This is a genomic window from Halomonas sp. (assembly GCF_052095765.1).
Lineage (GTDB): Bacteria > Pseudomonadota > Gammaproteobacteria > Pseudomonadales > Halomonadaceae > Halomonas.
This window is the reverse complement of the sequence record NZ_JBQDJZ010000052.1, coordinates 1-19,177: the sequence shown is the minus strand read 5'-3', so window position 1 is coordinate 19,177 and position 19,177 is coordinate 1. Positions and strand designations below refer to the sequence as shown.

Sequence of the window (19,177 nt, the reverse complement as noted above, 5' to 3'; positions counted from 1 at the left end):
CGTATTTGCGCATCAGCTGGCCGAGCCGCTGGGTGACCTGCTGGTGGCACTGGCGGAGGGTTACAGTCACGTGCTGGCAGCCGCCTCGACTACTGGCAAGAACGTGCTGCCGCGGGTTGCGGCCCTGAAGGGTGTGGCACAGATCTCCGAGATCATTGCCGTTGAGTCTCCTGATACGTTCAAGCGCCCGATCTATGCCGGTAACGCCATTGCCACCGTGCAAAGCAGTGATGCGCTGAAGGTGATTACCGTACGTAGCACGGGCTTCGATGCGGTGGCCGAGGGAGGCAGCGCGTCCATCGAGGTGGTTGAGCAGAGCATCGACAACAGCCTGTCGGCTTTCGTCAAGGAAACCCTGGCCGAAAGCGACCGCCCCGAGCTGGGTGCCGCCAAGGTGGTCATCTCCGGCGGGCGTGGCATGGGCAGCGCGGAGAACTTCAAGCTGCTTGACGGCCTTGCCGACAAGCTGGGCGCTGCCATTGGTGCCTCGCGTGCCGCAGTAGACGCAGGCTTCGTGCCCAACGACATGCAGGTCGGCCAGACCGGCAAGATCGTTGCGCCTGAACTGTATATCGCGGTGGGTATTTCCGGTGCCATCCAGCACTTGGCGGGCATGAAGGACTCCAAAGTGATCGTGGCGATTAACAAGGACGAGGAAGCGCCGATCTTCCAGGTGGCGGACTATGGCCTGGTGGCTGATCTGTTCGAGGCCGTGCCGGAGCTGGAAGGCAAGCTGTAAAAAGCAGGCTTTAGCGTAAAAAGGTCGAAATACTTGTGAGAAAGGGCCGGTCTCGTAATGAGGCCGGCCCTTGTGCTTGGCGGGGTAGTTGGCGTTACTTCTGCATTATGTAAGTGCCTGGGGCATCAGTGAGCGGTGAATAGCTGTCGCCGCCCATGGCTGGGGGGGCGATCTGCTCTTTGGCGGAGCGCTCTACCAGCCAGGCCTGCCACACTGGCCACCAGGAGCCCTGCTGGGAGGGTGTTGACTGCTGCCAGGTGTCGGCATCGATATAGCCCTGTCTCTCCCGGCGGGTAGCAACCTGATAGGTGCGTCGCGGATGCCCAATTTCGCTGACAATTCCCGCATTGTGGCCGCCGCTAGTGAGCAGGAAGGTCACCTCATCGGCATCAGTAAGTAGGTGGATCTTGTAGGCCGAGCGCCAGGGGGCAACATGGTCGCTGCTGGTACCCACAGAAAAGATCGGCGCCTTGATATCGGTGATGGCAATGGGGCGGTCGCCGACGATATAGCGCCCAGTGGCTAGGTCGTTGTTGAGGTACAGCCGGCGCAGATACTGAGAGTGCATCACGTAGGGCATGCGCGTGGTGTCGGCGTTCCAGGCCATCAGGGGGTGCATGGCCTGGCGCTCGCCCAGCATGTACTCGCGCACCATGCGCGACCAGACCAGGTCGTTGGAGCTCAGCAGCTGAAAAGTACCAGCCATCTGTGTGCCGTCCAGATAGCCCCGTTCTTGCATCATGCTTTCAAGGTAGTCGACCTGACTTTCGGTAATGAACAGCGACAGCTCACCCACCTCGGTAAAGTCGACTTGGGCCGCGAGCAGTGTTATTGAGGCCAACCGGTCGTCGCCGTCCCGGGCCATGGTGGCGGCTTGGATCGACAGCAGGGTGCCTCCCAGGCAATATCCTACGGCGTGAATCTTGCGCTCCGGCAGGATTGAGGAGATGACCTCAAGAGCAGATTCGGGCCCCAGGCGCCGGTAGCTGCCCATGCCCAGCTCACGGTCTTCGGAGGTGATATTGCGCCAGGAAATCATGAATACTGTATGTCCCTGGTCCAGCAGATAGCGGACCAGTGACTTTTCTGGGGTCAGGTCGAGAATGTAATACTTCATGATCCAGGCCGGCACGATCAATACCGGCTCGGCATAGACCTTTTCGGTGGTTGGCGTGTACTGGATCAGTTCGATCAGATGGTTGCGGTAGATGACCTTACCTGGCGTGTTAGCCAGGTCCTCTCCCACTTTGAAGTCTTCAGTGCCCGCCGGCGGCGCGCCGGTTTTCTGGCGCTGCCAGTCTTCCCAAAAATTTTCCCAGCCGCGGACGAAGTTCATGCCGCCCTGCTGCAGGGTGGCATCGATCACTTCTGGATTGAGCCAGGGAATATTGGAGGGCGACCAACGATCAAGCATCTGCCGGCCAATGAAGGACACCACATTTTCGGTGCTTTCCGACAGGCCATCGATATTTGTCGTGGCATTTTTCAACCATTCCTGCTGCAGCAGAAAGGATTGATAGAACATGTTGTAAGGCCAGCGACACCAAGCCTCATCGGAAAAGCGACTATCACTCAGCTCCGGCTTGATGCAGGTCTTGCTGTCTACGCCGAGCGGAAACTGGTGGGAGTAGCGCAGCAGATACTCGAGCTTGTGAAGCATGTCTTCGCCAAGCTGCATGCGCTTGCCGGGTGACATGGCCAGGTGGGTGAGCCACTCATAGATGACCGTGGACACACCAGCAGGGGTAATTCCCATGGTCTGGCTGGCCATGTTGGCTTTGATGGCGCGATCCAGTGTACGTATGGCATAGCGTCCGGAGCGTGGTGTGTAGCCGGAGTTACTGGGCGTGTAGTCACTCATGGCGGTTCATTCTCCTCGGTATAAGGCGCAGCGTTTTATCTGTTGCATCACTGGTGTGGCCTGCGCTTCCTGGTTTTTTCAGCGCCTCAAAGCCAATGATCACATCCATCAGCTCGTTGGTGATTTCAGTTTGGCGCACAGACCTGAGGTCTGCCTGCACTTCGTCAATGCGCCCGTCGACTGATTGCTCAGCCTGCTGCATCAGTGCCAACCTGGCGGCGTTTTCGGTAACCATGGCTTCGGCTGAGGCGCGAAACACGCTGGCGAAAATATGGCTGCGAATCAGCGCCGACAGTAGGGCGTCGGCGGCCATGGTGTAGTCTGGCAGAGAGCGTGAATCCCAGCGTTTTTTATGCTCCAGTAGCTCAGGCGCCAGCGGAAGTAGTGGCATGATCGCGGGCTCACGCAGACCGTGCTCAGCTCGCTGGGTAAAGGCTAGGGTTGCGCCCAGGCTGTGCAGCGGCTGGCCTTGGCCGAAGGACTCGATTCGAGTAACGATATCACTCGCCAGGCGGCCAATGCCGTCAGCGGAGGCCGGTGGCAGTAGCACCGCATCTGATGGCAGGCGGAAATCCGCTAACGCATCGTTCATCTGTGCCCCAATGCACAGTAGGCGCGGCTGATGTGCCGTCTGAGCATCGCAGTGCTGCTTCACTGACTTTGCCAGAGTTTCGTTGTAGCTGCCGCATAGGCCATGGTCTGAACCAAAAACGACCAGCAGGTGCTCTCTGGCGCGCTCCCGGGGCAGGGAGATACCGCCGGTGCGATGTGCAAAGGCGGCAAACCCCTGCAGGATCGTCTGGTGATAAGCCTCGATAGCGCGCGCTGCCTGTTCGTAAGGCGAGGCGTTGATCGCCGATAGGGTTTTCATGGTATGCACAATGCCGCGGATACTGGTCAGTGTGCTGGCGTGGCGTTCGAGTGCCTCAAGCGTTTGTGCCAAAATGGGTCTCCAGTGCTGAGCGAGCTAACTCAATAATCAGTCTGCGATCTTGGAGGCGCAATTCCTGGTTGTTAGTGATGCGCTGTTCAACTTCCTGCAGCTGTTGTCTGGCTAGCGAGCGGATGCGCAGCATGGCGTCTAGCAGCGGCTGCCCCTCGATTCCGTCAAGCAAGCCTTCCATCGCGGCAATCAGCACGGCAAGTTGTTCCACCGCTGGCATCGGATCGCGCTCGGCTTGGCGTAGCGAATCACGTACCGCAGCGCCGCGGGCCAGGCGGGCGCGGGTGGCGTCATCCAGCCGCGTACCAAAACGCGCAAAATCTTCTAGCTCTTCAAACTGTGACAGCGTGACCCGCAGGTTGCCGGCAACCTCACGCAGTGCACGGCTTTGCGCCTTGGCACCCACACGGGACACGGAGAGTCCCTGATGCACCGCCGGGAACTGGTTTATCTGCACCAGCTGAGGTGACAGGTAAATCTGGCCATCGGTAATGGAGATCAGGTTGGTGGGAATATAGGCCGACAGGTTTTCGGCCTGGGTTTCCACCACCGGCAGGGCGGTAATGGAGCCGCCACCCACCTCTTTGGTGAACTGGCCGGCCCGCTCCAGTAGCCGCGCGTGAACGTAGAAAATATCGCCAGGAAATGCCTCGCGCCCGGGCGGCCGGCGCAGCAGCAGTGACAATTCTCGGTAGGATCGGGCGTGGTGGGTTAAGTCATCAAAAATGATCAACACATCCCGGCCCTGGTCGCAAAAATACTCTGCCATTGTCATGGCGGCGTAAGGGGCAATGTAGGCCAGCCCTGGCGTTTCTTCATCGCCCGCCGACATCACGATACTGCGGGCCATCATGTCGCCTTTTTTCAGCGCGCCGATCACCCGCGACACAGCGTCGCCGCGCTGGCCGATGGCACAATAGATACAGATGACCTCTGATCGCACCTGGTTGAGGATGGTATCGATGGCGATGGAGGTCTTCCCGGTCTGGCGATCGCCGATGATCAGTTCGCGTTGGCCGTGGCCTACCGGTACTGCAGCGTCGATGGCTTTGATGCCGGTAGCCAGCGGTCGGGATATGGGCGAGCGGCTCAAGACACCGGGGGCTTCGGCCTCCACTGGGTGTTCGGCCACGGCAGAGATAGCCCCAAGGCCGTCCCGCGGGCGGCCGATGGCATCGACTACCCGGCCCAGCAGGCCTGGGCCAACCGGCGTGCTGATCACCTTGCGGGTGCGACGCACATCTTCGTCCAAGTGAATCAGTTCGGACGGCCCGAGCAGAATAACGCCGAGGCGGTCGGGCTCCAGGTCCAGTACGATGCCGCGCACGCCGGACTCAAATATCAATAGCTCATCCGCCAATGCTCGGGCCAGGCCAGTCACTACGGCGACGCCGTCACCCACCTCGATGACGCGGCCCACTTCGGTCAGTACCGGTTCAGGTGTCGGCGTGGCCAGGATGTCCTGTTGCCACTGTTGGAACTGCTCGTCAACATCCAGATCCGGGCTTTCGTTCTGGTTCCTAGGCTGCTCGTTGGTAGAGCTCTGTGCCAAGCTATCAAGGTTGCTGTTGGTCATAGAGAGTCACCCAGCCTTCGCTTGTGTCAGGCCTGACATCCCTGTGGTCAGGCGGTCGCTCAGCAAGGCATCCAGTTCATCGGTATAGCTGTCTATCGTCCACGCTATCTGCGCACCACCTACGCGCAGTACTAGTCCGGGTGCCTGTTCGGGGTCGGTGTCAAAGCGCAGGGCCATGGCAGGCATCAGCTCAGCGAGATCAGCCTTCAGCTGTAACTGTGCGGCCTCTGGTAGCGGCTCGCGGGTGGTGGCAGTGGCCCGAGTGCTGTCGCCCGCGGCCTGTTGCAACTCATCTGCCAGTGGCGTCAGGCGTTTGCTGACATGGCGCACGATGGCCTGCTCCAGGGTCTCATCGGCCAGATCGCGCAGGGCTTTGCGGGTCAGCTCTGTCAAGGTCTCCTGTCCTGCCCGCTGTAGCCGGGCGGCGAACCTCCGGCGTTCTTTCTCCAGGTGTTTGTGCCAGTCTTGTTGCTTCTGTTCGAGTCGTGCACGGGCTTCTGCCAGCAATTCGTCGCGCTGGTTTTCAGTGTCCCGAAGTGCTTTGGCAACCATGTCGTCCTGGTGTATCAGCAGCTGCTTTTTCTGCTGCTGGTAATCTGCCTGGGCCGCTTCAGCTTTTTCCTGTAGCTCTCCGGCCGCTGCCATGCGCTCTGTGATTCCCGCTTCGCGGGCGTCGATGCCATCTAGTATCGGCCGGTACAAAAAGCGCTTGAGTAGCCACACCAGCACCAGGAAGTTGGCGATCTGTGCGATTACTGTAATCCAGTCAATGGACATACCCTGTACCCCGGTTGATAAGTCAGTCTGTGCAGGAAGCCGGCCGACGGTTAACTGGCTACCGCTGCCGCTGCCTGAACGGCGTCCCAGAAGGGGTTGGCGAAGATAAGAATCATCGCCACCACAAAGCAGTAAATCGCGGTGGACTCGATCATTGCCAGACTGACAAACAGGGTGCGCGACAGGGTGGGGGCCGCGTCGGGCTGCTGGGCAATGGCGGCAATGGCGGCAGCCGCAGCGCGCCCTTCACCCAGCGCAGGGCCAATCGAACCGATGGCGATGGTCAAGCCGGCGGTGAAAATCGATATGGCCGCGATGATGGTGACGGTGAGTTCGCTCATGATTTGTCCTCGTTGTTGGCAGGTGCCAGTGGTTGCTCGGGGGCGGCTGGCTGTTGCAGCGCTGATGGTTTCTTCATCGCAGAAGGGGGTTGTATAGCCGAAGGCTCCTCTGCAGTAGCTGAGGAGATGTACACGGTAGCCAGAATGGCAAAAATGTAGGCTTGGATCATGCCGGTCAACAGGCCTAGCATGTCCATGACCACTGGGAAAAAGAACGGTGCGATGGTCAGCAGGATGGCGGCGATAACCGCGCCGCTCATTACGTTACCGTACAGGCGGATCGCCAGTGAGATACCGCGGGAGAATTCGCCAATAATATTGAATGGCAGCATGATAATTGATGGCTCAATAAAGGTCCGCAGGTAGTGCTTGACGCCGCCACTGGCAATGCCAAACACCGGCACGGCCCCCAGCACTGACAAAGCCAGGGCCACGGTGGTGGACAGCGAGGCCGTTGGCGGCGAAAACCTCGGTATGATCAACATCAGGTTCGACAGGGCGATAAACAGGAACAGGCTGCCGGCGAAATACATCACCCGGTGAACCGAGTTGTGGGTGATTTCCTCAATCTGGCTCTCAATCGCCTTCACGATGACCTCCAGCGCGGTGCGTAGACGACTGGGCGGCACGTCGGCACGTAGGTTGCGGGTGACTAGCAGGGAAATGCCCACCAGCAGCGCCATCACGATCCAGGTGTTGACGATGGTGGCGTTCAAGCCCCAGCCGCCGATGGTGAAATAAATGATGTTGTCCGGTGAAAACTGCATTACACCCGCTCCTGTTCCTGTCCAGGCTCCTGTATGTGCACCGCCTGGTTTTTACCTGCTTGGTTTTGACCCGCTCTGGCCCAGGTCACCGCCACCGTGCGTACAATGAAAAAAGCCACTGCATAACCCAGCATCGGCCAGGCCGTGGCGGTGCTGGCGGCAAGCCAGGCGCCGACGCCCAGCAGCATGGCCAGCCGCAGCACAGCGCTTAGCAGCAGCAGGCCTTCGGGTCGCTCAGACGTCAGTGCCCGCGTCATACCCCAGGCCAGCCCCGCGAAGAACAGGCTGCTGACCGGCACACCCACCGCTAGTCCAAGCGCTAACTCCGGTGCCAGTTCAGGCAAAACTGTTGACCAGTCAACTCCTGTCATCGGTCGCCTCCTTTGTACGTATCCTGGTTGCTGTCGCCAGCTTTTTTGCCAGAAGGCTTGTTATCAGCAGGCTTGCCATGGAGCTCCTCCTTCGGCCTTTCTTTATCGATCCAGCTCCAGGCAATAATGCCGCCCACCACAAGACCGCCCAGAATTAGGGCGATAGGCCAGGAGAAGTTCTGCGGCGCGACCCGGTTCAGCCACATGCCCAGAAAAGCGCCGCCCACCGTGGGTACCGCCACCGACCAGCCGATGATGCCAAAGGCACCGAGACCTCTCAGCGCGCTTTCTTGCGGTGCGCTGCGAGCCCGGCTCATGCGCTCGGCGCTGCGGCGGATGTCATCGGCGTAACGGTCTTCCTTTTTACTGCTCATAAGGTGGGTTTCCGTAAGTCGCCAAAGCGCCGCACGATTCCTGCCTCCAGGCGCGAGAGTGCCGAACGGGCCACCCGTTCTTCCTCGTCCACTTCCACAAACGAAGTCAGCACGGTGTCGTTCAGGGTTTCCAGATCCTTGCCCCGCACGCCACGACGAATGGCGATGTCTACCTGATGGCCGGATTTCATCAGGACCCCCTCGTCGATACCAAAGAACTGCTCTCGGTTATGTTCATCCGTCAGGATCAGCACCGACGGCACCAGCGCCGTCACAAAGTCAGTGTGATTGGGCAACATGCCGAAAGCGCCATTGGCGGCGGTCGCCTGCAGCCTGAGCGCACTGCCTTCATACAAAGTTTGGGTGGGCAGCCGCAGTGATACCGTCATCACATTTGCCTGGCTCATGATGAGGGCTCCATGGTTTGTAGTAAGTCCTGCAGCGAGCCGATCATGTAGTAATCGGTTTCGTTATCGTCGAACTCGCTCTGGTTGAGTATGGTTTCGCAGTCGTTCAGCGTGTCCTTGATGGGTACTCGCTTGCCGTTGGCGCCGTCGACGGCGCCAACGGTGAAAAACGGCTGGGTCAGATAGCGCTCCAGGCGGCGTGCCCGCGCAACGGTGGCACGGTCGGCAGCCGATAGCTCTTCCATGCCCAGCATGGAGATAATATCGCGCAGGTCTTCGTATTCGGCCAGGGTGCGTCGCACCGCCCGGGCGATGTCGTAATGGCGTTGGCCGACCACCGCAGGGGTAAGCATCACCGAGGTCGAACCAAGCGGGTCGACTGCCGGATACAACCCTTCACTGGCGCGCTTACGTGACAACACTACCGATGCAGAAAGGTGCGAGAAGATGTGCGCGGCGGCAGGGTCGGTGAAGTCATCCGCTGGCACATACACCGCTTGAATGGAAGTGATTGCGCCGTTGCGGGTGGAAGTGATGCGCTCTTGCAATGACGCCAGTTCGGTAGCCAGCGTCGGCTGGTAGCCGACCCGCGAGGGCATGCGGCCCATCAGTCCGGACACTTCGGAGCCGGCCTGAACAAAGCGGAAGACGTTGTCGATCAGTAGCAGCACGTCTTGCTGCAGGTCGTCGCGGAAGTACTCCGCCATGGTGAGCGCGGTTTTGCCTACCAGAAAACGTACGCCGGGAGCTTCGTTCATTTGCCCGAACAGCATTACCGTTTTGTCGCGCACGCCGGCATCGCCCATTTCCCGGTACAGTTCTTCGGCTTCGCGGGAGCGCTCGCCGATACCACAGAACAGGCTGACCCCTTCATATTCTTGGACGGTGTTGTTGATCAGTTCGGTGATCAGCACTGTTTTTCCTACCCCGGCCCCGCCAAACAAGCCGGTTTTTCCGCCACGCTCGATGGGTGACAGCAGATCAATCGCCTTGATGCCGGTTTCCAGGATCTCGCTGTGCACCACCCTGTCTTCCAGCGGTGGTGGCGGTTGATGAAGGGAGCGGCGCAGGCCGGTGACCAGAGCGGGTTTGTTATCAATGGCCTCACCGAAAACGTTAAGCATCCGTCCCAGTACGGCCTCTCCCACCGGCACCTGAATTGGCGCGCCGGTTGCCCGTACCGGCATGCCCAGCCCGATTCCTCTCACCGGTGCCAGGGCCATGCAGCGAACTGCACCGCTGTTCAGCAGCCCAGTGACTTCTAGCGCCAGGTCGCCGGCATACAGCAGGTCCTGGATACGCGGGGAGCCCTTAGGGAACAGAACGTCCACCACGCCACCACGAATACCGACGATATGTCCCTCATTTTTTGCGGCGTTGTCCGGAGTATCGTCAGTGAGGTCATGGCTAACGAATGAGGTCTGACTCGACATAGCAACTTGCCTGCACAGTGGAAGTGAGGGGGCCACACAAAACAGCATGGTGACCGGGAAACGGCGCCATATGAGCCTGAGATCCCCGCAAAAAAGTAGAAGGTGTCGTTATGACCAACGAGTACGTTGCGCAGCGCCGTCGATGGCAAAGACTCGTGCGGCAGGAGGGGGATTGTGAACGAATTGTTCAGATGCTAACGATCATGCCCATGGATCGGGGCTGGAGTCAACGAGACCAGGGGTGTGTCTGTCCTGCGCGTGATCAGGGACATGTTTTAGCGCGATTATCTGGCGCTGTCTGGTCTGTCCTGTTTAGTGGTTACGCCAGCGCTTCAGTATGTTGAAACCCGTCGCAGGAGAGCCTTGTGATCTGTTGGCCAGTGCCAGCCGCTGTGCGGCTTGTTGCAGTGGCACAATAATGGCCTCCAGGTGATGTTCGCAGAGCTGGCGGCTGAGCGAGCCGGGGCACTGAACCAACAGCAGTCCACTATGATAGATAGCGCTGTCCAGCGCCTGACAGGTTGGCTCGTGGCCGCTGGCATCAGCGCGGGCGCGGCGCATCTCGCGCAGCAGCATGGTGATCAGCTGGGCATCCAGCCAGCAAGGAGCATTCGTCTGGGCCGTCGCCTGTGTGTGAGCACCACTCTTTGGTGTGCCCAGCGAGCGTTTAACCGCTTGGAAAGAAACCTGCAGAAAGGTGCAGGTGTATTGCAGCTGTCGATGGCTGGATATGTGCATCATGAGGTCATTTGTTAAATGAGATTTGTTCTTATTATCGTTTGATGTCCTTGAGCTGTCAATATCGAATGCCTTGTGTTGTGGGTCGTGGGGGATGAGGTGGCAAAGAAAGGCGTGGACTGTGTTGATAATGGTTATTGTTTAGGGTAGCGTGCTCAACGTTTCGCACACCGCCAGGAGATGAATGTGCAGGATGAAACTCTGGGATCATGCCGTTGGCGATCCGCGCTGTTATCGAGCTTGCTGTCAGTGGCTGCACTCGGTTTAGCCGTTGCTGCTAGCGCTGATACGGCCATTACTGGTGCAGCACTGGATGCCCAGCGCACTCAGGCTGAGCTTCAGCAGCGTATTGATGCAGCCGATGATGACGTACGCACCAATATCGAGGCGCTACGCAAGGCGCAGCAGGAATTGCGCCGGTTGAAGGCTTACAACGCCGAGCTGGCACCTCAGCTAGAACGTCAGGCTCTGCAGCAAGGTCAGCGACTTGCGGCACTGGACAATCTGGAGCTCACCCGCGAGTCCCTGCCGGGCACGCTGCGTGAGCTGGTGGAACGGTTTCGCCTGTGGGTCGAGTCCGACATGCCGTTTCTGCACGATGAGCGTCTGGCACGGGCTGACAGCCTGGAAACATTGCTTGGCGATACTGACCTGAGCTCAGCCGAGAAACTGGATCGGGTGCTGTCGGCATGGCGCAGCGAGCTGGATTACGGCCGTGAACTCGATAGCTGGCGCGGCGAGTTGAGCGGGTCACAGGATCAGCCCGCCCGTGATGTTGAGTTTTTAAGAATAGGGCGTGTGGGTTGGTACTATTTGACACCTGACGGCAAGGCCGGCGGCGTGTGGAAGGTTGAGCCGGGACGCTGGGAAGCTCTTGACAGCCAAGGTGTTGCCCAACTGCGCAAAGGGCTGAGTGTGGTTCGTGAGCAGCGCGCGCCGGATCTGCTGACGTTGCCATTGTCTCAACCTCTATTGACGCCATCCCAATCGCAGATGCAGTCGCCGGACAAGGAGCGTAACTCATGAGCGGTCAACGCAAAGTGATCAGTGCGCTTGCCGTGTTGCTGTTGTGTGGGCTCTCGCTGCTGGCTGCCCAGGCTCAGACGACTGATGGGATGCAAAGCCTGCGCGAAGCGCGCCAGGCTGCAGAGGCCCGCGATCAGAGGCGCCTGGCTGAGCTGTCGGGTGATGCTGAAGCGCTGGAAAGTGCGCTGGCCGAGGCACAGCAATTATTGGCAGTAGCACGCGAGCGGCGCCAGCAACTGGAAGCACAGCAGCAACGCCAGCAGGAAATAGCAAGTGAGTTGGAAGCAAAGCGCGCTGAGCAGGGCGGCGACCTGGATGCTGTCCACTCAACAGTTGCTGGCGTCAGCGGTGAGCTGCGTGATTTGCTATCACAAAGTTGGCTGGCGCTGGGTGGTGAGGCTCAGCTGCCGCCGCGGCTCAGCGACAGTGATATTCTCGATATTCAGCAGGTAGAGCGTCTGGCTGATAGTCTGATGGCGATGACCCGGGAAACGACTCGTGTGACTGTGTTTGATGCGCCAGTTGCCGGTGCCGATGGTGAGCGTAATGCGCAGCCGGTGCTGCGGGTGGGTGCGCAGCTGGCCGCCAGCCAGGGCCAGCTACTGGAGCGCTCTGGTGATGAAGGGCGTCTGGTCATGGCAGAGCATACGCCGGGTGCTGTTGCACAACAGCTGGCAGCATTGCAGCGGGGCGACAGCGATCTGCTGCCCATTGACCCGGCGGACGGAAAAGTGCTGCAGGCCATGGCCCAGCAGCCCACGCTGTGGCAGCGCTTCCAGCAGGGTGGTGCTGTGGGCTATGTGGTGGTGGCGCTCGGCGCCCTGGGCCTGCTGGTGGCCCTGCTCCAGTACCTTTATCTGCTGCGCATTACCGTGACCCAGCGCCGTCAACTGGCGGATCTTGAGCAGCTGCGCGACGACAACCCGCTGGGGCGGGTGCTCAAACGCTTCAATAGTAACGGCCACGAACATATTCCCGAGGCGCTGGAGGCGCGGCTCGATGAAGCGATGCTAGCTGAACAGCCACGCATCGAGCGCGGCCAGGCGCTGATCAAGATGCTAGCTGCCATTGCCCCGTTACTGGGCCTGTTGGGCACCGTGACCGGCATGATTGTCACCTTCCAGTCGATCACCGTGTTTGGTACTGGCGACCCGCAGTTGATGGCCGGTGGTATCAGCCAGGCGCTGGTGACTACCGTGCTGGGCCTGGTCACTGCGGTGCCGCTGCTGTTTGCCCATACCGCACTCGCCAGCCGTAGCCGCGCATTGATCAGTAGCATGGAAGGGCGCGCCAGTGCGGTATTGGCAGATCGCCTTGAGGCCGAGCGGCAGGTGCCGCGTTCTTCTGCACAGACGGCAGGTTCTCATGCTGACAGTCTGGCTTGAGCCGCTTGCGGGCCTGATCGAGGCCGGTGGCCCGGTGCTGGTGGCGATCGCTGCTGCTGCCATGCTGCTGTTCAGTTTGGGGCTTGAGCGTTGGTGGTTTTTCCGCTTTCACTACCATCCGGCACGGCGTGCCCTGGTAGCACGCTGGATCGCGCGCAGCGAGCGTACCAGCTGGAGCGCCCTGACCCTGCGCGAGGTCTGGGCCAGCGAGCTGATCGCTGATCTGCGCCGGCCCTTGCCCTGGCTCAAGCTGCTAGTGGTGATCTGTCCGCTGCTGGGGCTGCTAGGCACGGTGACCGGCATGATCAGCGTGTTCGATAGTCTGTCGGTCAGCGAGGTCAACCAGGCGCGTGCTATGGCCGATGGCGTGGCGCGGGCCACGCTCCCCACCCTGAGCGGTATGGCGGTATCGGTGGTGGGGCTGCTCTTCATTACCCGCCTGGAGCACATTATTCGGCGTGAGAGGCAGCGGTTGAATGATCGCCTAGCCCGCGCTGCGGAGGAACGTCATGCGTAGACGCCGACTGGCATCAGCGGCCGAAGAATCCAGCGAAGTTAATCTGACCCCCATGCTGGATGTGGTTTTTATCATGTTGATTTTCTTTATCGTCACCACCAGTTTCATCAAGGAAAGCGGGGTAGAGATCGAGCGTCCTGAGTCTAGCGCTGCCACGCCACGCGCCGATGTCCAGGTGTTAGTGGCCATCACCCCTGAAGGTGCGGTGTGGGTTGATGGTGAACCAGTGGACATTCACCGCGTAGGCAACCTGGTATCGGGGATTATCAGTGATGACGGTTCGGCAGTGATTCAGGCCGATCGCAATGCCACCACTGGCGTGCTGATCGAGGTTATGGATCGCCTGCGCGAAGCGGGCGTGGAGCAGGTTGCTGTGGCCGCACAGCGGAGCCGCAGCTGATGCGTTATCCGTTTGGCCTGATTGGCGGCACTGGGTTGGCGCTGGTGCTGTTTGTGCTGCTGGCCTGGCTGGTGATTCCCCCTGAGGCGCCTGAGCCGCTGGAGGAGATGACGCTCAGTCTGGCTGAGCTTCCCGATACACCAGTCGAGACTCAGCCTGCCGATACAGCATCAGCGCCTGCCGCCAGTTTGCCGCCGCCACCGCCTGCGGTGGTTCCTCCGGCGCCGGCACCTGTGGCCGACAGCGCTATTACCTTGCCGGAGCCCGAGCTGCCGGAAATGGAAGATCCGACTGTCGAGCTGGATGCGCCGCTGCCAGAGCTGGTGGAAACACCGCCTGAGCCCAAGCCTAAACCTAAACCCAAGCCAGAACCACAACCCGAACCGAAACCAGAGCCCAGACCACAACCGACACCTCAGGTATCACTTGAGCCGGCGCCTTCTCCAGCCCCCGAGCCTGCTGCTGCCCCATCGGCACAACCGGTTGCCGCGCCATCACCCGCTGCCAACACGGCGCCGGTAGACGTGGGTAGCTCCGCGCGGGCGACTCGGCGTGTTCCTCCGCAGTATCCTTCGCGTGCCCAGCGCCGGGGGCTGGAAGGGTACGTTGTCGTCCAGTTCCTGATTCGTCCTGATGGCAGTGTGGATACCGGCAGCATTGAGGTGCTTGAGTCACGTCCACGCCAGGTATTTGAGAGCGCAGCGCGTCGCGCTATTGCCGACTGGCGTTTTGAAACGGCTCAAGGAGTGCGTCGCGCGCGGCAAAAACTGGAGTTTCAGTTGCGATGATTACTGACAGGCAAAACCGCTCTTTATCCTGGCTGACAGCCGGCGCCTTGCTGCTGGCGCTGTCAGGGTTGCCCTTATCGTCTGCAGCAGCGGCACCGACGCTACCAGGCGGCGTGATCAATGATCTCAGATCAACGCAGGACCGGCTTCAGGGCGGAGAGCACGCTGAGGTTGGTCGCCATAGCCGGGCACAGGCCCAGCGATTGGCAGGCGGCAATGCCTCCGACCGTTGGGCAAGGGCGCTGTATCTGCAGCTGGCCGCCAGGGCCGAGGCGCGCTTGGGTGATGCAGCGGCGGCGGCTGACTTGCTGGCCCAGGCCCGAGAGATACGTGGCATTCGCAGTATGGATACGGCTCAGGTCGACCGCTGGCAGCGTCAGGAAGCCGGATTGCGACGCCAGGTTGGGGATAACCTGCAGGCTCGCGAACTGCTGGGTGACTGGCTGTCCCGCCATGCGGGCAGCGCCGATGACCGCTGGCTGATGTCAAAGTTGCTGGCCGATGATGAGCAGTGGAGCGCTGCGGGCTCGTGGGTTCAGCGGGCCCTTGAGCTTGATACCATGCCGGATGACACGCACAGCGCCTTTGCTGCCGGTGTGTTGCAGCGTGCCGGTGATAGCCGTGCGGCGCTTGAGCTTATCGAAGCGCGCCTTGAGCAGGCCGGCAATGATGCAGCCGAGTGGCGGCGCGCGGCGGGACTGGCCCAGCAGCTGGGCGACTCTGGACGTGCGGCGGCAATCTGGGAGTCTGGATGGCAGCTTGGCGTTCTGGCGGGAAGTGATGATCTGGAGCAGCGTGTTCGTCTGCATTTGGCAGCGGGAACGCCGGCCCGGGCTGCTGAATTGCTGGAGCAGGCGCTGCTGGATGGAGCGCTGCCAGAAAGTCTCTTCTGGCAGCGCTTGCTGGCGGAGTCATGGCAAGCTGCGCGGGATCGCGATCAGGCATTGGCTGCCTGGCAAGCGCTTGCCGAACAGACGGGCGAGGCCGATGACTGGCTTGCGTTGGGGCAACTGGCGTCGGGCTGGGGGCAGTGGGAGCAGGCGCGCAGCGCGTTGGAGCGTGCCCGCTCGCTGGGATCAAGTGACGCCGACGATTGGTTAGTGAACCTGCCGCCGGTTGAGTGAATGGTAAGCCGTCACCAGGCCCATTTAGGCCGGGCTGAGTTCGGTCCATACCGGGGCGTGATCCGACGGCCTCTCCATACCGCGTAATTCGTAGTCGATCCCCGCTTCGCTGACGCGTTCCTTTAGCGGTTCGCTGACCAGAATATGGTCGATGCGCAGGCCACGCCTGGGATCGCGGTAAAATCCTTTTGAGCGGTAGTCGAACCAGCTATACAGATCATCGCGCTCAGGATAGAGCAGGCGGTAGCTGTCGCTGAGTCCCCAGGCCTTGATACCCTCGAGCCACTCGCGTTCCACCGGCTGAAAACTGGTCTTGCCATCGCGCAGCCAGCGCTTGCGATTGTCCTCTCCAATGCCGATGTCGATATCTTCGGGCGAAATGTTGAAGTCGCCCATGATCGCCAGTCGCTCATCGGGGCGGTGATGCTGATCCAGCAGCGAGGCCAGCTGGGCGTAGAAGCGGCGTTTGTAGGGAAACTTCCACTCGTGCTTGATGTTTTCCCCTTGGGGGAAATAGCCGTTCCATACCGTCAGCGGCTCGCCGTCGCCATCGCGCAGGCGCACGCCAATCCAGCGGCGCTGGGCGTCTTCCTCGTCATCGGGAAAGCCGCGCATCACTGCTTCAGGGCCGTCTGGGCACTGCTCATTGCAGCACATGATGGCCACACCGTAGTGACCCTTCTGGCCATGGAAGTAGACACGGTAACCTAACGACTCCACCGCCTCCACGGGAAATTCGCTGTCCTGCACTTTGGTTTCCTGTAGGCCGATCACCAGCGGACGGTGCGCGGCCACTAGCGCTTCAAGCTGGTGCTGGCGGGCACGAATACCGTTGATGTTGAATGACACCAGGCGCATGGTCAGTGGTCCTTCTTTTCTGTCTTTGGCGGGTCAGTCTTTGACAGGTCGGCCTGTGATGAGCCGGACGCGTCAGGACTATCCTTGTGGATGGCGATGTCCTGCCCCTGTTCCTGGCGGGCCAGCTTGCGGGCCGCCTGCAGTTTACGTTGCTGACGCTTCTTGGCGGTGAAACGTGGCGATGACACCACCTGGTCAGGGTTTTCGTGGCGCCACTTCTTGTAGTCCTTGCGCCGACCGGTGCGAATGGTCACCTTGTCGGCCAGTGAACGGGTCTTCTTCTTGCGTGTCATGACGCAGCTCCTCTTTGTATGACGGGCATTCTATCAGTCTCGCGGGTAGAGGAGACAGCACAGCTTGCGATGGGCGCGCCCTCATCGTCTGAGACTGGTACAATGCGAGTTTGCGTCAGGCGTCAGTCCTCAAGTCATGGCGCCATCATTACTACGAACACTTAATGAACATGGACGAGACAGCACAGCCTATGAGCGAGTCGGACCAGACCACAGCCCCGGCCCAGGCCCAGGAACACAAACCCAAGCGCCGCCGCCGTAAGCCGCGTCGTCGCCCGTCGAGCTGGGATTTGCGCCAATTCAAGGTGCCCGCAATGGCAGGCAAGTGGCGCTTCCACGACTTCGATTTGCCGTTGCCGCTGATGCGTGCCATTCACGCCCAGGGCTTTGATTACGCCACGCCGATCCAGGCCGAAGCGCTGAGCCACACGCTGCTCGGTGGCGATGTGGTCGGCAAGGCCCAGACCGGTACTGGTAAGACCGCGGCCTTTCTGATATCCATCCTGGCCTATTTCCTTGAAGAAGAGGCCCCGGACGGCCAGAAGCCCGGGGCGCCGCGTGCGCTGATCATTGCGCCAACCCGTGAGCTGGCGCTGCAGATCGAAAAAGACGCCAAAGCATTGGCGCGCTTCACCTCGCTCAACGTGGCAAGCGTGGTCGGTGGCATGGACTATCAGAAGCAACGCGACGGACTGGCGAAAAACGTCGATATCCTGGTGGCCACACCGGGCCGGCTGCTCGATTTCCACGAGAAGCGCGATGTCGATCTGAGCCAGGTCGAGGTACTGGTGCTTGATGAGGGCGATCGGATGCTCTCCATGGGCTTTATTCCCGACGTCAAACGCATCATTCGCCATACGCCCAAAAAGGAAGAGCGTCAGACCTTCCTGTTTTCGGCCACTTTCACCGAAGACATCCTCAACTTGGCCAGCCAGTGGACCCAGGACCCGGCCCATGTCGAGATTGAAGTCACCGTTGATAACGCAGCCAATATTGACCAGCGTGTCTATATGGTCAGCGATGCTGACAAGCAGCGGCTGCTGGTCAATCTCCTGCAACAGGAAAGCTTTGAGCGGGTGATGGTATTCGGTAACCGCCGTGACTTGGTGCGCAAGCTCGATGACGTGCTGAGAAAGGCTGGCATCAATGTTGCCATGCTGTCCGGTGACGTGCCGCAGAATCAGCGTGTTCGCACGTTGGAGCAGTTCCGTGAAGGTGAGATTCAGGTGCTGGTCGCTACTGACGTCGCTGGCCGCGGTATTCACATCGAAGATGTCAGCCATGTGATTAACTACACCCTGCCCGAAGATCCGGAGGACTACGTTCACCGCATCGGGCGTACCGGCCGCGCCGGCGCCAAGGGCGTGTCGATCAGCTTTGTTGGCGAAGAGGATGCGTTCTCGCTGCCGGAGATCGAGCGCTACATCAACGACAAGCTGCCCTGTGAGCATCCGCCGGAAGGGCTCCTATAGTTTCAACTGTCGCTGTAACCTCCAGCTTATGGCGTAACGCCGGGACGGGCAGGCCAAGATGCTAGATGCGGACCTGAAGGACGAGATCCAGGGCGCTTATCGTCAAGTGATTGATGCCCTGGATCTGACACCGCGCTATGGACAGCGGCTGATGATTGCTGAAATTGCCCGCACTCTGGCTGGTATCGAAGCGGACGATGAAGGCAAGCGTCTGAGTAGCGAGCATGTCTGTGTGTTGGAGGCCGGCACTGGAACGGGAAAGACGTTAGCCTATCTGCTGGCTGCGTTGCCGGTTGCCAAGGCGAGGGGTAAGCGATTGATACTGTCCACCGCCACGGTGGCCCTACAGGAGCAGGTGCTGCACCAGGATTTGCCCGCACTCCAGGCCCACAGTGGCTTGTCCTTCAATTACGCACTGGCCAAGGGACGCGGCCGCTATGTGTGTGTGGCCAAGCTCGATCAGGCCATGGAGGGCGGTGACGATGACCCTACCCTGTCGATGTTTGAGATGGCAGCGCCGGCGGCCAGCGGTGACGGTTTCCAGGCGCTGGTGGAGTCGTTTGGTGAAGCTTATGGCAGTGGACAATGGCTTGGGGATCGTGACAGCTGGCCTGAAGCCATCGAGGACGCCGACTGGCGGCGGCTGACCGTTGACCATCGCCAGTGCACCAACCGCCGTTGCGGCCACTTTGCTGCTTGCGCCTTCTTTCGTGCGCGGCGCGATATGGATTCTGCCGATATCATTGTTGCCAACCACGACCTGGTGCTAGCCGATTTGGCGCTGGGAGGCGGTAGGGTGCTGCCGGATCCCGCTGACTGCATCTATATCTTCGATGAAGGTCATCACCTGCCTGACAAGGCGATCTATCATTTCACCTATCGCTTTGCTGTCGGTGGTGGCTTGCGTTGGCTGCGCACCCTCAAGAAGTCGCTTTGCGAACTTAACCATCAGTTGGGACATCAGGCAACGCTAGCACGGTTGCTGGC

21 protein-coding genes and 1 pseudogene are annotated in these 19,177 nt (G+C 60.2%); 9 read left to right on the top strand and 13 right to left on the bottom strand.

Features of this window, described 5'->3' with window-relative positions:
- Nucleotides 1–739 (top strand): annotated as a pseudogene (locus ACTH3D_RS08165) (electron transfer flavoprotein subunit alpha/FixB family protein); the annotation flags it as partial.
- 94 nt (nucleotides 740–833) lie between these two features.
- Here the strand turns inward: ACTH3D_RS08165 and ACTH3D_RS08160 are convergent.
- From ACTH3D_RS08160 to ACTH3D_RS08110, 11 genes are all read right to left on the bottom strand, one after another.
- Nucleotides 834–2,600 (bottom strand): PHA/PHB synthase family protein, encoded by a 1,767-nt coding sequence (locus ACTH3D_RS08160; RefSeq protein WP_441666572.1) that lies wholly within the window; start codon nucleotides 2,598–2,600, stop codon nucleotides 834–836.
- Nucleotides 2,593–3,543 (bottom strand): F0F1 ATP synthase subunit gamma, encoded by a 951-nt coding sequence (locus ACTH3D_RS08155; RefSeq protein ID WP_441666571.1) that lies wholly within the window; start codon nucleotides 3,541–3,543, stop codon nucleotides 2,593–2,595. Before ACTH3D_RS08155 ends, ACTH3D_RS08160 begins: the two co-directional genes overlap by 8 nt.
- On the bottom strand, nucleotides 3,527–5,119 hold the full coding sequence (locus ACTH3D_RS08150; RefSeq protein WP_441666570.1) for a F0F1 ATP synthase subunit alpha: 1,593 nt from the start codon (nucleotides 5,117–5,119) through the stop codon (nucleotides 3,527–3,529). Before ACTH3D_RS08150 ends, ACTH3D_RS08155 begins: the two co-directional genes overlap by 17 nt.
- A gap of 6 nt (nucleotides 5,120–5,125) precedes the next feature.
- The gene (locus ACTH3D_RS08145; protein WP_441666569.1) at nucleotides 5,126–5,896 is read right to left on the bottom strand and encodes a F0F1 ATP synthase subunit delta; all 771 of its coding nucleotides are present in this window, start codon (nucleotides 5,894–5,896) and stop codon (nucleotides 5,126–5,128) included.
- 50 nt (nucleotides 5,897–5,946) lie between these two features.
- Nucleotides 5,947–6,237 (bottom strand): F0F1 ATP synthase subunit C, encoded by a 291-nt coding sequence (locus tag ACTH3D_RS08140; protein WP_441666568.1) that lies wholly within the window; start codon nucleotides 6,235–6,237, stop codon nucleotides 5,947–5,949.
- Nucleotides 6,234–7,004 (bottom strand): F0F1 ATP synthase subunit A, encoded by a 771-nt coding sequence (locus ACTH3D_RS08135; protein WP_441666567.1) that lies wholly within the window; start codon nucleotides 7,002–7,004, stop codon nucleotides 6,234–6,236. Before ACTH3D_RS08135 ends, ACTH3D_RS08140 begins: the two co-directional genes overlap by 4 nt.
- On the bottom strand, nucleotides 7,004–7,375 hold the full coding sequence (locus ACTH3D_RS08130; protein WP_441666566.1) for an N-ATPase subunit AtpR: 372 nt from the start codon (nucleotides 7,373–7,375) through the stop codon (nucleotides 7,004–7,006). Before ACTH3D_RS08130 ends, ACTH3D_RS08135 begins: the two co-directional genes overlap by 1 nt.
- Entirely contained in the window at nucleotides 7,372–7,749 is a 378-nt protein-coding gene (locus tag ACTH3D_RS08125) for an AtpZ/AtpI family protein (protein ID WP_441666565.1), read from the bottom strand. The genes ACTH3D_RS08130 and ACTH3D_RS08125 overlap by 4 nt, the downstream gene beginning before the upstream one ends.
- A complete protein-coding gene (locus ACTH3D_RS08120; protein WP_441666564.1) occupies nucleotides 7,746–8,156 on the bottom strand; it encodes a F0F1 ATP synthase subunit epsilon in 411 nt (136 codons plus the stop codon). The genes ACTH3D_RS08125 and ACTH3D_RS08120 overlap by 4 nt, the downstream gene beginning before the upstream one ends.
- Nucleotides 8,153–9,589: a F0F1 ATP synthase subunit beta gene (gene atpD, locus ACTH3D_RS08115; protein ID WP_441666563.1), complete on the bottom strand. Its 1,437-nt coding sequence runs from the start codon at nucleotides 9,587–9,589 to the stop codon at nucleotides 8,153–8,155. Before atpD ends, ACTH3D_RS08120 begins: the two co-directional genes overlap by 4 nt.
- Before the next feature lie 312 nt (nucleotides 9,590–9,901).
- A complete protein-coding gene (locus tag ACTH3D_RS08110) occupies nucleotides 9,902–10,330 on the bottom strand; it encodes a hypothetical protein (RefSeq protein WP_441666562.1) in 429 nt (142 codons plus the stop codon).
- Nucleotides 10,331–10,513: 183 nt separating this feature from the next.
- Here ACTH3D_RS08110 and ACTH3D_RS08105 point away from each other — a divergent pair, with 183 nt between their 5' ends.
- The 6 genes from ACTH3D_RS08105 to ACTH3D_RS08080 are packed head-to-tail and all read left to right on the top strand — an operon-like array spanning nucleotide 10,514 to nucleotide 15,567.
- Nucleotides 10,514–11,353, top strand: coding sequence for a DUF3450 domain-containing protein (locus ACTH3D_RS08105; protein WP_441666561.1), 840 nt, complete (start codon nucleotides 10,514–10,516; stop codon nucleotides 11,351–11,353).
- Nucleotides 11,350–12,738: a MotA/TolQ/ExbB proton channel family protein gene (locus ACTH3D_RS08100; protein ID WP_441666560.1), complete on the top strand. Its 1,389-nt coding sequence runs from the start codon at nucleotides 11,350–11,352 to the stop codon at nucleotides 12,736–12,738. The genes ACTH3D_RS08105 and ACTH3D_RS08100 overlap by 4 nt, the downstream gene beginning before the upstream one ends.
- Complete coding sequence (locus tag ACTH3D_RS08095; protein ID WP_441666559.1) at nucleotides 12,719–13,255, top strand: MotA/TolQ/ExbB proton channel family protein; 537 nt, start codon at nucleotides 12,719–12,721, stop codon at nucleotides 13,253–13,255. The genes ACTH3D_RS08100 and ACTH3D_RS08095 overlap by 20 nt, the downstream gene beginning before the upstream one ends.
- Nucleotides 13,248–13,655: an ExbD/TolR family protein gene (locus ACTH3D_RS08090; RefSeq protein ID WP_441666558.1), complete on the top strand. Its 408-nt coding sequence runs from the start codon at nucleotides 13,248–13,250 to the stop codon at nucleotides 13,653–13,655. The genes ACTH3D_RS08095 and ACTH3D_RS08090 overlap by 8 nt, the downstream gene beginning before the upstream one ends.
- Complete coding sequence (locus tag ACTH3D_RS08085) at nucleotides 13,655–14,443, top strand: TonB family protein (RefSeq protein ID WP_441666557.1); 789 nt, start codon at nucleotides 13,655–13,657, stop codon at nucleotides 14,441–14,443. The genes ACTH3D_RS08090 and ACTH3D_RS08085 overlap by 1 nt, the downstream gene beginning before the upstream one ends.
- A complete protein-coding gene (locus ACTH3D_RS08080; RefSeq protein WP_441666556.1) occupies nucleotides 14,440–15,567 on the top strand; it encodes a tetratricopeptide repeat protein in 1,128 nt (375 codons plus the stop codon). Before ACTH3D_RS08085 ends, ACTH3D_RS08080 begins: the two co-directional genes overlap by 4 nt.
- Before the next feature lie 24 nt (nucleotides 15,568–15,591).
- On the opposite strand, the gene xthA is transcribed toward ACTH3D_RS08080, so the two are convergent.
- Complete coding sequence (xthA, locus tag ACTH3D_RS08075) at nucleotides 15,592–16,425, bottom strand: exodeoxyribonuclease III (RefSeq protein ID WP_441666555.1); 834 nt, start codon at nucleotides 16,423–16,425, stop codon at nucleotides 15,592–15,594.
- A 2-nt stretch (nucleotides 16,426–16,427) separates the two neighbouring features.
- Nucleotides 16,428–16,718, bottom strand: a complete 291-nt coding sequence (locus tag ACTH3D_RS08070; protein ID WP_441666554.1) for a hypothetical protein — start codon at nucleotides 16,716–16,718, stop codon at nucleotides 16,428–16,430.
- Between the two features lie 191 nt (nucleotides 16,719–16,909).
- Here ACTH3D_RS08070 and rhlB point away from each other — a divergent pair, with 191 nt between their 5' ends.
- Complete coding sequence (rhlB, locus tag ACTH3D_RS08065; protein WP_441666553.1) at nucleotides 16,910–18,190, top strand: ATP-dependent RNA helicase RhlB; 1,281 nt, start codon at nucleotides 16,910–16,912, stop codon at nucleotides 18,188–18,190.
- A gap of 58 nt (nucleotides 18,191–18,248) precedes the next feature.
- Nucleotides 18,249–19,177: DEAD/DEAH box helicase (locus ACTH3D_RS08060; RefSeq protein ID WP_441666552.1), on the top strand; the 929-nt coding region annotated here is incomplete at its 3' end.